General features: G+C 39.8%; 18 protein-coding genes, 1 tRNA gene and 1 pseudogene. 3 read left to right on the top strand and 17 right to left on the bottom strand.

The features are described 5' to 3' along the window. Positions 1–480 (bottom strand): UCP032817 domain-containing protein, encoded by a 480-nt coding sequence (locus J0656_RS01900; protein ID WP_207031112.1) that lies wholly within the window; start codon positions 478–480, stop codon positions 1–3. Between the two features lie 589 nt (positions 481–1,069). Beyond that, on the bottom strand, positions 1,070–1,378 hold the full coding sequence (locus J0656_RS01905) for a hypothetical protein (RefSeq protein WP_207031113.1): 309 nt from the start codon (positions 1,376–1,378) through the stop codon (positions 1,070–1,072). Between the two features lie 134 nt (positions 1,379–1,512). Between J0656_RS01905 and J0656_RS01910 the strand changes: the two are divergent. After that, positions 1,513–2,132 (top strand): annotated as a pseudogene (locus J0656_RS01910) (transposase). A gap of 286 nt (positions 2,133–2,418) precedes the next feature. Here J0656_RS01910 and J0656_RS01915 read toward each other — a convergent pair. The 13 genes from J0656_RS01915 to mce all read right to left on the bottom strand — a co-directional run bounded on the left by J0656_RS01915 (position 2,419) and on the right by mce (position 9,250). Next, positions 2,419–3,099 carry a hypothetical protein gene (locus J0656_RS01915; protein ID WP_207031115.1) on the bottom strand — a complete coding sequence of 227 codons (681 nt, stop codon included), beginning with the start codon at positions 3,097–3,099 and terminating at the stop codon, positions 2,419–2,421. Positions 3,100–3,141: 42 nt separating this feature from the next. Next, entirely contained in the window at positions 3,142–3,558 is a 417-nt protein-coding gene (locus tag J0656_RS01920) for a VOC family protein (protein ID WP_207031116.1), read from the bottom strand. Positions 3,559–3,568: 10 nt separating this feature from the next. Next, on the bottom strand, positions 3,569–3,808 hold the full coding sequence (locus J0656_RS01925; protein WP_207031118.1) for a hypothetical protein: 240 nt from the start codon (positions 3,806–3,808) through the stop codon (positions 3,569–3,571). A 64-nt stretch (positions 3,809–3,872) separates the two neighbouring features. Then, the gene (locus J0656_RS01930; RefSeq protein WP_207031120.1) at positions 3,873–4,487 is read right to left on the bottom strand and encodes a hypothetical protein; all 615 of its coding nucleotides are present in this window, start codon (positions 4,485–4,487) and stop codon (positions 3,873–3,875) included. 62 nt (positions 4,488–4,549) lie between these two features. Beyond that, the gene (locus tag J0656_RS01935) at positions 4,550–5,038 is read right to left on the bottom strand and encodes a hypothetical protein (RefSeq protein ID WP_207031121.1); all 489 of its coding nucleotides are present in this window, start codon (positions 5,036–5,038) and stop codon (positions 4,550–4,552) included. Positions 5,039–5,526: 488 nt separating this feature from the next. After that, positions 5,527–5,865 carry a hypothetical protein gene (locus J0656_RS01940; RefSeq protein WP_207031122.1) on the bottom strand — a complete coding sequence of 113 codons (339 nt, stop codon included), beginning with the start codon at positions 5,863–5,865 and terminating at the stop codon, positions 5,527–5,529. Between the two features lie 14 nt (positions 5,866–5,879). Then, positions 5,880–6,182: a type II toxin-antitoxin system RelE/ParE family toxin gene (locus tag J0656_RS01945; RefSeq protein ID WP_207031123.1), complete on the bottom strand. Its 303-nt coding sequence runs from the start codon at positions 6,180–6,182 to the stop codon at positions 5,880–5,882. Next, entirely contained in the window at positions 6,169–6,420 is a 252-nt protein-coding gene (locus tag J0656_RS01950; protein ID WP_207031124.1) for a type II toxin-antitoxin system ParD family antitoxin, read from the bottom strand. Before J0656_RS01950 ends, J0656_RS01945 begins: the two co-directional genes overlap by 14 nt. Before the next feature lie 98 nt (positions 6,421–6,518). Further along, a complete protein-coding gene (locus J0656_RS01955; protein ID WP_207031125.1) occupies positions 6,519–7,040 on the bottom strand; it encodes a hypothetical protein in 522 nt (173 codons plus the stop codon). 84 nt (positions 7,041–7,124) lie between these two features. Further along, positions 7,125–7,733 (bottom strand): recombinase family protein, encoded by a 609-nt coding sequence (locus tag J0656_RS01960; protein WP_207031126.1) that lies wholly within the window; start codon positions 7,731–7,733, stop codon positions 7,125–7,127. A 182-nt stretch (positions 7,734–7,915) separates the two neighbouring features. Next, entirely contained in the window at positions 7,916–8,485 is a 570-nt protein-coding gene (locus J0656_RS01965) for an Arm DNA-binding domain-containing protein (RefSeq protein ID WP_207031127.1), read from the bottom strand. A gap of 224 nt (positions 8,486–8,709) precedes the next feature. Next, positions 8,710–8,783: transfer RNA gene (locus J0656_RS01970), tRNA-Ile, on the bottom strand. A gap of 59 nt (positions 8,784–8,842) precedes the next feature. Beyond that, a complete protein-coding gene (mce, locus tag J0656_RS01975; protein WP_207031128.1) occupies positions 8,843–9,250 on the bottom strand; it encodes a methylmalonyl-CoA epimerase in 408 nt (135 codons plus the stop codon). Between the two features lie 102 nt (positions 9,251–9,352). On the opposite strand from mce, the gene rbfA reads away from it, so the two are divergent. Both rbfA and J0656_RS01985 read left to right on the top strand, forming a co-directional pair. Beyond that, a complete protein-coding gene (gene rbfA / locus J0656_RS01980; protein WP_207031130.1) occupies positions 9,353–9,748 on the top strand; it encodes a 30S ribosome-binding factor RbfA in 396 nt (131 codons plus the stop codon). Positions 9,749–9,750: 2 nt separating this feature from the next. Then, a complete protein-coding gene (locus J0656_RS01985; protein ID WP_207031132.1) occupies positions 9,751–10,956 on the top strand; it encodes an ABC transporter permease in 1,206 nt (401 codons plus the stop codon). Here the strand turns inward: J0656_RS01985 and dusB are convergent. Together dusB and J0656_RS01995 are read right to left on the bottom strand one after the other, a co-directional pair. Further along, positions 10,953–11,945, bottom strand: coding sequence for a tRNA dihydrouridine synthase DusB (dusB, locus tag J0656_RS01990; protein WP_207031134.1), 993 nt, complete (start codon positions 11,943–11,945; stop codon positions 10,953–10,955). The two genes, J0656_RS01985 and dusB, sit on opposite strands and share 4 nt — an antisense overlap. A gap of 52 nt (positions 11,946–11,997) precedes the next feature. Next, a complete protein-coding gene (locus tag J0656_RS01995; RefSeq protein ID WP_207031136.1) occupies positions 11,998–14,418 on the bottom strand; it encodes an outer membrane beta-barrel family protein in 2,421 nt (806 codons plus the stop codon). Positions 14,419–14,428: the final 10 nt, after the last annotated feature.

Consider the following 14,428-nt stretch of genomic DNA (forward strand, 5'->3'; position numbering starts at 1 on the left):
TTATTTTCTCAGTTTATTGATGTTGGCCTTGCTATATTTTTGTGGATAGATATTGAACCATTTCTCAACAGTATCCGCGCCGAGGTGGTCGTAGGTAACGGAAAGGAGGAATTCCAATTTGTTCAGATATTCTTTCTTTGCTTTGTCCGAATCGGCAAGCATGGCCGATTTTCGTGCTTCCTTTTCCTTTTTGCTGGCAGGTAAGTGGTGGAAATAGGGGGTTCCCAGATACTCTTTACTGAATTCATGGTATTGTGGGGTAAACAGGATCAGATTGTGCCACATTTCATCGATGATCAAAAGGTCATCAGGGATAAAAACTCCAGGGATCTGGCTTATGTACAGGAATTTGAGGGTCTCTTCAAATATGTCCCGGACCTCGTCCTCTTCCATTTCGTACATGTCCATGAACCTTGAGATGGCATCCTCATCGGTAAAGGTGAGGAGCTTGGTCAGTTGTTGTCGGTCAAGGTTGTTCATTCTTTTATTTGTCTTTGATACTTGTGTCAGGGTATAAACAGTAACGGATTATTTCAAGGACGGTAAGGCCAAAGGCCCCACCGTCCCGCTCATGAAATTAGAGTGTGCTGGTACAGTGTCCGCAATTGCTGCAGTGAGTACCTCCATCAGGCTGCTTTGCTCTGTCAGCCAAGATTTGCGAAATCATAGATTCCTTGTTCTTCATGATGTAAGATTTAAAAGTGATGCCTACTCTTTCTTCAAGGTTTTCGGCTTCCCCTTGCGTTGCAACTTTTTTGGCTCCAAAAAGGATATGGGATGTCCCAAGGCATACCCGTGAAATGCTGTGAATACCTTGTTATTGATCTAGATATCTAGAGAATGTCCGCGCCTGCAGAAAAGATGACTTGTATTTGGAGTTCAAATATCCTTTGTTCCCTGTCAAGCCCATTTGTTCCAAACCATTTTTGGAACAAACAAACAATCAGTGCCAAGCAATAAGTGTAATAAAATCCTATACGCTGAAGAAACTGTTTCTGTAAAGTATCAAACAGTTCCCAAAGTCAATCGTCCGACCTTTTTAGGGTCACGAACATGTCATAAAAAAAGACTAAGAAAGTGTTGGGGGTGGCCTACTGAAAAGAGATTGGTCAATTAGGCCTTGGATATGATCAAAGTGATAATCGTATCCGGCTTCTTCCCGAACAACATATTCAGGGGCCGGTTCAATTGCTTCGTAAGAATCTGAAGAAAGGACAGGGAATTGATTGTCCAGAACAACAAACTCACACAAATCACATTGTGGAGCATCAGAGGCGTCATCGGAATGTGAAAATGTATGGAGTCCCGTCATTTTCACGGCGAAAATGACCAACAAAAAGAAATACGCGATTGTTCTTTTTATGATTCTTGAATCCATCTTGTACACAAACTTAAAAATAGTACGGAAACAGACTGTTAAATAAAATTTAAATTCTGAAGTGATTTAAACTTTTTTGAATAGAAAGATAGGGATACGGACATTTGTGTAACCACACGCAAATACCATAGCCCATGTACAAAGTACTTGACAAAGATACCATAGAAATGGAGATAGTCCCGCACATACCTTTATCGAAAAGGGAGTTTGCCCCAACGGCGCCCTGGTACGAGATTGTCAATGCGATACTCTACAAGTTGAAGACGGGCGTGCAATGGGAGTACCTGCCCACGGCCGCAAAAAGAGCAGGACCACCAACGCCCTCTTCCTTACCGATAGGCAGGGACTTCCCTTGGCCATGTCGGAACTGGGAACCACAATGATCTTTTTGATATCGAGGTGCAGTTCGAGGTGGTCACCGCCACCCTTGACAGAGCGGATATAAAAACGGAGGGGCTCTTCCTCGATGCCGATGCGGGATTCGATTCCAAGGACTTTCGCTCGGCCTGTGCAAGAAGGGACATCAATGCCAACATATGTTTCAAGAAGCGCAACGGCAGTGTGGATGACGGGGACGAATATTTTGATCGGGACCTTTATGACCAGAGGTATGCCGTGGAACGCACCAATCCATGGATCGACAGTTTCAGGTCACTGCTCAACAGGTTCGATACGACCATTGAATGCTGGAAAGGGTTCAACTACTTACATAGTAATTGCCCTGAAAAGATTCAAAACAAAAAAGTTTAAATGAGTTGACATTTATAAAGTAAAAGCACATAAGATTTGTGTTCAAAAGTTGTTTTTTGCTTTCCGTGTTCTTAAAGGGAATATTCTTAGGATTACAGGATTAAAACATTGATTTTCTATAATATAGAATTTTGTCGAAAATTCAGTCATCCCACCAATCTTTTTAATACTGAAAGACTTCCTTATCCAATCATCATTTTGCAAACTATTCTAAATTCCCTAACACCTAACATTATTGCAACCACAAAACAAATTGCTCCAAATAATAATTCAAGTTCTTTGTTGTTCATTTATGGCTGTTGTTTTTGGTTCATTATCTGAATGAAAGTATCATGCAAATAAATTCTCTTCAACTCGCTATTTTCATTCTTGTTGTAAATCAAAATTTCAAATTCGGTTTCAGGCCTTAACGCTTGTAGTGGTCCAGACAACATTTTCGATTCTACCCTTGCAATTGTATCCAAATAGTTTGTCTTGGCGGAAATTATCAAATTTCCTATTACCTGTTTGGCTTGATTTATAATCTCACTTTCCGAGTTTTGAAAATAGTTATGTCTTGCAATTTCCACGTTTTCTCTTTCAAGGTTATATAGAAATCCAAAAACACTGTCTTTAGTAATTATTGCTCCCTTCTTTACAAAATCGAAAGGAGGATTAACATTGGTTGAACCTTGTTCAATGAATGCGAGAGAATCCAATTCCTCAAAATTTAGTTTTAAACTGGATAGGATTTCTGAAATTAGTTCAGCCCGTTTGTCATGATTTTGTTTTGCCTGAAACAGTAACTCTTGTTCTGGAGTTCTTCCACTATCTAGCTTATAGACAATAGTTGTATCGATGTATTGTTTTACATATTCTTCATTTTGATAGACCTCCCAATCACTCTTGAAATTTTCGGCATATAGTTCTTTAAAGCTTTGAGCATTTGCAAATGAGCTAATCAACAATATTAATGCGAGAATTTTTTTCATTAAAAGGACATGTTAAACTTATCGTTTTATTGAACTTTTGATTTAAAAACTGATAACACCCTTATTATTTTCATTGGGTTCCAATAAGTCCCATAAATTACCATAAAGATCTTTAAATACGGCTACAACTCCATAAGGTTCCTGTTTGGGAGGTCTTACGAATTTGATTCCACGATTCATCAATTTAGCGTAGTCTCTATTGAAGTCGTCCGTAAAAAGGAAAAATCCAACCCTACCCCCTGTTTGGTTGCCTACACTTTTTGACTGCTCTTCATTAGCGGCTTTGGCCAGTAGTAGACTACACTCTTTTGCTCCGGTTGGAGAGATAACTACCCACCTTTTAAACTCATCGATTTTAGTATCCTCAAGAATTATGAAATCCAACTTTTGAGTATAAAATTGGATTGCTTCATCATATTCTTTAACAACCAAAGCGATATGGGCAATTCTGTTATACATAAAAAATCGTTTATTTGAACTTTGCTTGGTGTTCAGTTAACCATTCTATTATCCATTCATTTTCATTTATATAGCCTTTGACATCATTCTCAGTTTCAAGCCAAGTATCAAAGCCCTCTTTTCCCTCGACATCTTTAAATTCATAAATGTAAAATCCGCCTGAATGTTCACGATCATCAGTAAACTTCACGAACCATCCGATGTTCTTTCCTTCCTTGATTTTTCCTAAAATACCGTATTTTAACTCCAATCTTTCCTGTTCTATATCAATGTTATTGGCAATCGTTTAATTGAATTTATAATTAAGACGCCTTTTATTTACATTCGTTATTATAGAATTCAACTATTTCCTTTAACTCCTTTTTGGAATATTTCCCTTCTTCGACTTTCATAACTAAATCAGTACAGTCTTTGAAATAATTTTTAATAAATGCTTTAAATTTTTTCTTAGATGTAGAACTCATATGAGTGGCGTTTTCCTTTTTATTTCTTTTGAGATAAAGCCTACTATATGAATAAGAAGAGCCACCAACACTTTGTCCTGCATTGCCGCTGACTCCTAAACCAGCACCATAGCCCGAACTATATATCTGTTTTTCCTCAAGATAAAGTGATACAGGTCCCTCTACTAACAGAATCAACATTTTTGGTTTCTTATGGTCGTTAATTTTAATTCTCTTGTATGTTTTGGTGTCATTATTTTCCAAAAAGACACGTATAGTTTCAAAGTCCAACATTTTGAACCTTTTAAAACGTTCATTCTCATTAGCACGGTAACTAAAGCTTTTTGTATAGAATTTAGCATACCCTTTCATTGCGGTACCATCTTCCATGATGAGTTCTACCTTCTTTCCTTGTGCCTGAAGTGTACCGCAGATTAGGGGCGTACACAAAAACCATAGCATATAAATTAGTTGAATCGATTTCATTGAAATTGAATTGGTTGAACTATCCATTTTCTACTTAAAAAATATCGTTTATTTGAACTTTGTTATTGTTTTTGTTCCATCTTGTAGGTTAAAGGAAATTTAAGCTTACCCTTGTTTTTATCGGTCAACAAATGAAATTCCATTCCCCACCCATTATTAAAAGCTAGCACACCATATTCAAAATTAAAAATCACTGGACCCATACCATCAGGATATGGTTCAATCAATTCATAACGATCAAAATTCAGTTCTTCAATCAAAACATCATCTTCTACCTTTACGAATTTATCGGGCCCGAAAAGAATCATACTATCAGCTTTCAGGTAAGAAAATTCAAGGCTTTTAGTGGAGTCAATAAGGTTTTTATACTTGAATATAACTGAACTGTCATTTTCTATTCTGATTATTTCACATTCATTATTTCTAATCAATTGATCCATATCATAAACCATTAATTTCCCATTCTTGGTCTGGATTTGTTCTTGCTTTTTAGATTTCGCACAACCAAATAATATCCCTACACAACATATTATGTAAATAACCTTTCTCAATCTGCTTAATTAACTAGTGTCATCGTTTATTTGAACTTTGTTTTAATTAAACCACACTATTCGTGTTTGGAAGTCTAAAAATCCAAACGCCAATTACTATGATTAGTGAATAAATTAATGGCCAAACCGTTTGATCTGTCCATCTCGTTATAAATCCTTCATCAACAATATAGAAAGTAATCCAAACGGATAAAAAGGAATAGATTGAAAGTAACAATTTCCTTCTCCAAATTGGAATAGAGGACTTTAAACTTCTCTGTATTAATCCAAAAACAACCATTGCAGGAATTGAAAACAAGGAACCAACCAAGATCATTAAAATAATAATCTCATAAGATTCAAATATCTCGGAAAGGCTCGAATTATTAATTATAATTCCCAAAACAAGTGCCAACACCAGTGGAGAGGTTATAATTGTTAGAATCCATATTTGAGCAATGTATTTCACCAATAATTTGAATCGTTTATTTGAACTTTAGTTACTTTTCTTAATCCTCAAAAAAAGGAATTTGAAATTCTGGGTCACGATACCACTCAACATTAATTTTGTGTTTTTCCATTAACCCAACAACTTTTTCAAACGTAGGAAAAACTTTCATAGGAGTAGGTTTCATAGTTCCTATTTTAGCTTTTTCCAAGTGATTTTCTTCCAAGTATTTGTCAAGTTTTTTGATGCTTATTTTATTACCATTCAAAGTGATATTTGACTTACTATATACATACACCAAAACTTCATTATTAGCATCTGATGGTGTGTCAATAGCTTCTTGTCCAAATATTAATATTGGGAAAAATAATATTATAAGTACGTGTCTTAGATTCTTCATCGTTTATTTGAACTTTACTTAAGGTGTTTTGGAAAATCCATACGACCGCCCAAAACTCTTACAATGAATATTTTGCCATTTTCCACATAATAGAATATAACATGAGCTTTGTACCTGTAACGTGACAACATTTTATCCTTGACTGCCACATATCTTCTTCCGAGTTCAGGATTGTCGGCCAAATCGGCCAAAATAGTCTTGAAACCCTGGGCATATTTTAAGGATTGCCCCTCCCCGAATTTTTCTATTGTGTATTTGGCAATGGCCTTTAAATCAGCCCTTGCCTTTGCACTAATGACATATTTATTTTCCGGCATTGTGCTCGTTTATTGCTTCTCCCCAAATACTATCGATAGTAGCATCGGTCGGACCGCTCTCAATTCCTTCGATCAACGCTTCGTTCAAATCAATGATACGTTTTCTACGCTCTTGATCCTTTCGAATTATGTCCCTGATATATTCACTGTCGTTCGTGTAAAAACCCTGCTCGATCAAACTTTTGACAAAGGCATCTTGTTGTTCCGTGAAAGTGATGGATTTTCTTATTATTGCCATTTTGAACCAATAGTATTAATAATGATTCAATTTAGATAAATAATTTTGGATATGCAACTATCGTTTATTTGAACTTTTTTTAACTGAATTTTTATTGATTAGTTGGCCTTTTTATTTCGTCCCTGTAAGCTTTTTATTTCATTCTCCAAATCGGATTTCGCTCTTAATCTCCATTTAATTATTTCCTTTTCAAACTCAGATTCTGTTTCCTTTTTATTTGGTAAAGGAGGAGGTATTGGTGGTTCTGTGGCAGAAACATTGTGTTCAGGTCTTTTAAAACTCCTTGTAAGTCCGCAATGATTTATAACAATATGATTCTCATCGTTGAAACTTCCATAAATAAGCCACTTTCCTGTTTCGTCGATTATTGGGCCACACATTGGGTCATATTTTCCAATATAAATTGTTCCACTTTCTAAGCCTTTAAAAGATTCAAGGACTTTAAAAGTGAACCTGCTAAGTATAGAGTCAATTTCTAAAACTTCTCCTATGAAAATACATTCAGATATTTCATACTCATAATCTTGGATAGCCTTTAAACTTTTTGGGACCGAACAAGTGCATGCAATCGCTTTAGATGATGTTAATATCCAAATCAATATTATAAATGGAAATCTCATTTTTTAAAATTACTATTACCTTTTTTAAACAGATGTAAAATATATCTCAATATTCCAAATACAGATTAAAATCGATGACCTGATTCATCTTTTATATGATCTCAACTTTCCTGAAAGCCCCCTATGTCGTAAATACTTGTAATAGGTGGCCCTTGAAATGTTCAATCGTTCACATATCTCTGTAACGGTCAACACCCCGTTATTGAAATACTCCTCACAAAGTACAGCTTTTTGTTGATTTTTCTTACTTAATCCCTTTGGCGCTCCTAAAATCTTCCCTCTGCGTCTTGCCGATTCCAAACCTGCTTTAGTTCGTTCAATGATGATATCCCTTTCCAATTGTGCCAAGGCAGCAAAGATGTTGATGATAAACTCAGAATGGGAAGACTTTTCAGTAGTATCTATGAAAGGTTCGGTAATACTCCTGAAACGAACTCCCTTTTCCTTTAGCCGTGTCATAAGATTGGTAAAATGAATCAGGCTCCTTGCCAACCGATCAAGTTTCCAGACCACAATGGTATCTCCGTCCCTCACATATTTTAAAAGTTTGCTCAAGCTCTTCCGTGCTTCTTTGGTACTTGACACCTTGTCTGTGTAAATGTTCTTTTGTGGAATCCCTTCTTTGAGCAATGCATCCAATTGAAGGTCCAAACTTTGTTCCATGGTACTCACCCGTGCATATCCAAAAACCATAACCTGAAAGTTTAAATAAACGTCTGAATGTAAACTATTTATTTAGTACGGGGAAATGAACTTTAACAACCCAAGTAGATTCGTTGTTCTATGAAGTTCAATAAAACGGTGGTTAAAATTTGTTTACACATGGAATCTTCATTCAATAGCAAATGTTAAAATCAAGAACACCATTTTACGCTTTACATGCCCTTAATTGAATGTACCACTCCTGCACCTACCATATGTAGATAATGCTCAAACCGGGTAATAAAGCCCAATTCTACATCCTGGATAAAAAAATCTCTCTGTCCATACTCCTTTTGGATAAATCCCTCCAAATGGTTTCGTGTCCGCACATGCCTTCTATAAGTGCTATATGTGTAATCCTTTCCCATCAAGCTTTTCACTTTGGCATTGTGGCCATCATAAATTGACAACACTGTTTTAAGTTCATTGCCCTTATTCAACAGACGCCCTTTTAGCATCGATGCCGTAAAGGGCTTTTCTTGTGCTACAAACTCCCCTTGGATGCGCCGAATCCGAAATTTCAGTTCATCTATATAGCCATTGACCTCATCTTTTGTCGGTCCGTTTCCTTTGACCTTGTTTGAAATAGAGCACCATTGTTCTGAGTTTACCTTTCGCTTTAAGCTCAGTTCTGCTCTCTTTCCATCAACTGTTATACGAAGAAAGAGAGGTGACATTCCGTTCTTGTCAGAATCACTGGTTTTTGGATAAAAAAGGATGGAAAATGTGTTGTTTGCCTCCATAACTGTGTTTTTTGGATTTTTAATATCGATTACAAATCCGAACAAAGAATTGACATTCAATTCTTTAACATAGTTTTGGAAGCATTTTTACGAATAAAAAAGTACTCACCGATTTACTCACCAGAACGGTTGATTTCATATGGTTTTATACGAAACCAATGAAAATGAAAAAGCCTGAAAACAGTTCATTTTCAGGCTTTTAGGGAAATTTTGAAATTTCCCAGTGGTCCCACCTGGGCTCGAACCAGGGACCACCTGATTATGAGTCAGGTGCTCTAACCAACTGAGCTATAGGACCCGCAATTTGCGGATGCAATATTAGTGTTTATTTTTCTTTAGCGCAAGGTTTTAACGCCCCTAGCTTTCTTTTATTTCTTGGCAAAGCTCCACCAGCACGCCATTCGTGCCCTTTGGATGCAAAAATGCCACCAGTTTGTTGTCCGCTCCTTTTTTGGGCGTTTCGTTCAAAACCAAAAAGCCTTCTCCCTTCAATCTTTGGATTTCCGAAACAATGTCCGCCACCGCAAATGCAATATGATGGATGCCCTCCCCCTTTTTTTCCAAATATTTGGCGATGGGGCTATCGGGCTTGGTCGCCTCCAACAATTCAATCTTATTGGGGCCCGATTTAAAAAAGGAGGTCCTTACCCCTTCCGAGGCCACTTCCTCAATTTTATAGTGTGGCACGCCCAACAACTTTTCAAACAAAGCATTGGATGCCTCCAAGTCTTTAACCGCAATTCCGATGTGTTCAATTTTATCCATACAAGATGTAATAAGCGTTAAAATATGCCCCTTTTTCCAAAATTACGGAGTGTAAATGGTTAATAGCGTGAGGATAGTCATTTATTCGCTTATTTTTGCAGTATGGAGGAAACACAAAGACAGAAAAAGATAGCAGGAATCATTCAAAAGGACCTGGCCGATATTTTACAACGGGCCGCTACCGATGGTGGCCTCAAGGGAACCTTGATCTCTGTGTCCAAGGTTTCCGTAACCGTTGACCTATCCTTGGCCAAAGTGTACGTGAGCATTTTTCCGAACAAGGGTGCCAAAGAACTGTTGGAGGGCATCAAAGAGAGCCAAGTGGCCATCCGTTACGAATTGGCACAGCGCACCAAGCACCAGCTAAGGCGTGTGCCCGAACTCAATTTTTATCTGGACGATTCCCTGGAATACATCGAAGGGATCGAAAAATCATTAAAAAGAGAGGAAAACCCTATCGAGAACAGGGACTTGCTCGACAAACGTAAGAAATCCTAGTTTTGAACTTTCCGCTGTATATCGCAAAACGCTACCTACGGTCAAAAAGCAGCCAAAATGCGGTAAATATCATCAATTTCATTACTTTTTTGGTGATTGTGATAGGTTCCGCGGCCCTTTTTATCGTGCTTTCCGCTTTTGCCGGTCTAAAGACGTTCAGCCTTTCCTTTTCCAATACTTTTGATCCCGATCTGAAAGCTTCGCCCACTACAGGCAAGCATTTTAGCATTTCCGCGGAGGAAGAATCGGCCCTTGCAGAAATTGAGGGATTGGCCAATTTTTCCAAGGAGTTGGAAGAGCGGGCCTACCTTACCTATAAAGAAAAAAGTACGATTGGTTATATTAAAGGAGTGGACGAAAACTATAGGGCCGTTACCGGAGTGGACAGCACCCTTATATTCGGAAATTGGGGGTCGGATGTTAACAATGGTGTTATTGGGATTGGTATCTACAACCTATTGGGCGTGCCCATGAACAATAGGACCGCGATGGAAGTTTTGGTTCCCAAACCTGGCGAAGGTTCCTTTTCCCAACAAGGGTTCAATTCCAAGCCTTACGATGATCTTGCACTAGTGGTAAGCGGAGTGTATGCCGTGGAGGAATCTTTGGACAAAAAATACGTGTTTGCCCATCTTCCTTTGGTGCAAGAGCTGTTGCAGAAAGATAGCACCGAGGTTTCCGGTATCAATTTTAAATTGATGGATAATGCCTCTCCGGATGATGTCCGAAATTCCATAAATGCCGTTTTGGGCGAAAAAGCATCCGTTCTAACGCGCAGGGAGCAAAATACATCGCTTTACCGGATGCTGAACACCGAAAATTTAGCGACCTATTTGATTTTCACCTTGGTGCTCATCATCGCGCTTTTTAATGTTGTTGGGGCAATCATCATGATGATTTTGGATAAACAACAAAACTCCAAAACACTGTTCAGTTTGGGTACTACCATTAAGGAACTGCGCCGTATCTATTTTATACAAGGGTTGTTGGTCACTTCTTTTGGTGGGTTGATAGGCGTTGCCCTAGGAAGTTTATTGATTGGGTCACAATTAGCCTTCGGATGGTTGAAGATCACGCCGTCGTTGGCCTATCCCGTCGAGTTCAATGTCATCAACTTGTTGATTGTAGTCGGAACCATTGTGGTTTTGGGAGTTATTTCCTCAAAAATTGCGAGCAGCCGAATTACCGAAAAATTGATTTCCGCTTAAGCGAACTGAAAATTCCCGAATTTTTCCTCAACCTCCTCAAACGCGGCAAACACATCCGCGGCTTCGTCGCTGGTCACCATTTTCATGCGGTATTCCTTAAAGTGCGGAATGCCCTTAAAATAGTTGGTATAGTGCCTTCTAGTTTCAAAAACGCCCAGTTTTTCACCCTTCCAATCAATGGCCATTTGTAGGTGCCTGCGGGCCGCGTCCACGCGTTCTTGCATGGTAGGAGGTGCCAAGTGCCCGCCTGTTTTAAAGTAGTGCTTCACTTCCTTAAAAAACCAAGGGTAACCAATGCTTGCCCTACCGATCATGGCTCCGTCCAGCCCGTATTCGTCGCGCATTTTAACCGCTGCTTCGGGGGTGTCCACATCACCGTTGCCGAATACAGGAATGTGCATGCGTTGGTTGTTCTTCACCTCGGCAATGGGCTTCCAATCGGCCTCGCCCTTGTACATCTGCACGCGGGTACGACCATGGATGGAGATGGCCTCGATACCAACATCTTGAAGACGCTCGGCTACCTCAACTATTTTGATGGAGTTGTTGTCCCAGCCCAAACGGGTCTTTACGGTCACAGGCAATTTGGTACGCTTCACGATTTCTTCGGTCAGCTTGACCATCAAGGGAATATCCCTTAAAATACCTGCACCTGCATTTTTGCAGACCACCTTTTTTACGGGACAGCCAAAATTGATGTCGATAATGTCCGGGTTGGATTTTTCCACGATATCCACCGCCTGAAGCATGGAGTCCAGTTCGGCACCAAAAATCTGGATGCCCACGGGACGTTCTTTTTCATAAATGTCCAGTTTGATGACACTTTTGGCAGCATCCCTGATCAATCCTTCGGAAGAAATAAATTCGGTATACACCACATCGGCGCCCTGCTCCTTGCACAGTTTACGAAAAGGAGGGTCGCTTACATCTTCCATCGGAGCAAGAAGAAGCGGGAAATCAGGGAGTTCTATGTTTCCAATTTTTGGCAAATCCTACAGGTTTTTGGACTGCAAAAGTACAAAATAGCTTAGAACCAGAAAGCTAGTTCTGCGATTGAAGTCGATCGCGCTCATTTTTATCGATTCCGCGCTGGTTGTCCTCCAATCGGAAATTTCCGAAATTATAGGTAAAGCCAAAGCGGATAAACTGCGTTTCGGGGCGTCTGCGGTAAAAATTGTCCTGGTTGAGGTACTGCGAACGATACGTGGGCACGTATTGCTCCAAAATATCCTCGGCGGCGAGCGATAAGGTGATCTTATTATCAAACAGCGTTTTCCTCAAGCCAATGGTCACATTGAACTGCTCGTCCGACACATACGAACCATATAGGAATTGTGAAACATAGGTCGCCGCCACTTCGCCCGTAAAGGTCCCGTCCTTGGACAGAGTCAAATAATTGCCCAAATAGGCATACACTCCGTTCACTTCGTTGGTGAATGGGACGTTTCCGCTCTCCTCGGCCAAAAAGGTCTCTTCTTCGTGGAACAGGGAAGTATAGGCATACAGGAACCAAGGGGGCAAAATGGATTTGCTCACGGTAAAGTCCAACCCGTAGGATTGACTCTCAAGAACATTCTGCTTGATCTCCACCAAGGTTTGATTCTCATTGTCCTGAAATACGAGATAGGCAATGTTCCTACCGTTGTCCCGATAGTACACATCAAAGAAGTATTCACTGTTGAGCGTATAGTTGACGTTGAAATTGTTGCTGAAACTTGGTCGCAATCTGGGATTTCCCTCTTCAAAATCATTTTCATTGTAAAAAAAACGGAAAGGGTTCAGGTCATTGTACTTGGGCCTGTCAATATTTCGTCCATAATCAAAGGAAAAGCTATGCTTATCCGATGGTGAATAGAGCACATACACCGAAGGAAAGGGTTCGAAAAAATCTTGGGTGTTGTTTTCTCCCAAAGTAATGGAGTTTCCTTCCGCCTTGGTCAGCTCTCCGCGAACCCCCAGTTTCATCGACCATTTGTCCCAGTTTTTTACAAAGCTCAAATAGGCAGCATACACATCTTCATCATAAATGTATCGGTCCGATTGTGATGCATCAACCGTACTGCTGGACCCATTGAAATTGAAAAAGTTCATCGTGTTTTCTGAGGTAATCGATGACATCTTGGCCCCGGATTCAAAAGAAGCATTTCCGATAGGTGTGGAGTAGTCCAGTTGTCCCGTAAAAATTTTGATCTCTTGATCCGAATCGGTGTCAAACCCAAAATCCCTCAAAAAAGTACCATCGGCGTCAAAATAAGCAGAAGATAAGCGCTGGAACATTTCACCATTAAAATAGGTATAGTGACCATTGGCCCTGATCTGCGCTCCTTCTTTTTTTAGCTTGTGCACGTAGGTAAGATCGAATGCCAAGTTGGTGTTGTCCATGTTCGCATTGTTCTCCGTGGTAAATGTTGAATCCAATTGTGCCTGGCCGTTCCGCATTTCGTTGTTGAGCAAGGTCTCCTGTTCTTGGTCTAGATTGAAAAGCAGGTTGGAAGTGACATTCAAACTGTTCCGGTCATCAAAATCATAATCCAAAATAAAGCTGGCATTTTGCGACTGTGACCTATCTGTCTGGTTATAATCCGTATCCCAAATCGAGAAAACTTCATCGGAACCATCTATATAATTGATGCCCTTTTTGGTTTTGTTGATTTCCTTTTTTGGATTGATGGTATAGTTGGCAAACAAGTTCAGCTTGTCTGTTTTGTAGTAGTGACTGGTTCCAATGCTGAACTTTGGAAAAACGGCCTGTGTGAAGGTTCCGTTGATGCTGCCCTTATAACCGGGCACAATGTTCTTACTGGTAACGATATTCAAAATAGGGCCTCCTTCGGCATCATAACTAGCGGGCGGGTTGGCTATCACTTCCACTGATTTGATGTTGGTGCCCGAAAGCCCTTGTAATAGATCTTGGACCTCTTGACCTGAGAGCTGCACCTTTCTATCGTTGAGATAGACCGTAGCATTTTGGCCACGGATCATTAAATTATCTTGATTGACAATGACCCCTGGCGTATTTTTAAGGATATCCCACGACGTGCCTTGTGAAACCACGGTGTTTTCGACTGTAAAGACCAGTCTGTCCGGTAATCTTTGGAGCTTTGGACGTTGCGCGGTGACCACCACTTCGTCCAACTCATTGCTTTCCATTGGAATGATCAAGGCCCCTAATGAAACGTCTTTTGTAATGTCCAGCGCCCTTGGCTCAGAGCCGCTTCCCACATAGCTCGCCTGCAACAAATAGAGATTGGCCTCTACCCCGGTTAGCTTAAAAAACCCTTCCTCATCGGCAGAACTCCCTTGAACAAACGTCGAATCAACAGCTTCGAGCAAAAGAATGTTCGCATAAGGAACCACTTGATTTTGTTCGTCGACAACCTTTCCGGTAATGGTAAAGGTTTGGCCGTACGCGCCACAAATTGTAAAGGACACCCATAAAACAATAGAGGTGAGGTTCTTCATTAGAGGTTAG

Source organism: Flagellimonas aurea (genome assembly GCF_017313785.1).
GTDB classification, from domain to species: domain Bacteria; phylum Bacteroidota; class Bacteroidia; order Flavobacteriales; family Flavobacteriaceae; genus Flagellimonas; species Flagellimonas aurea.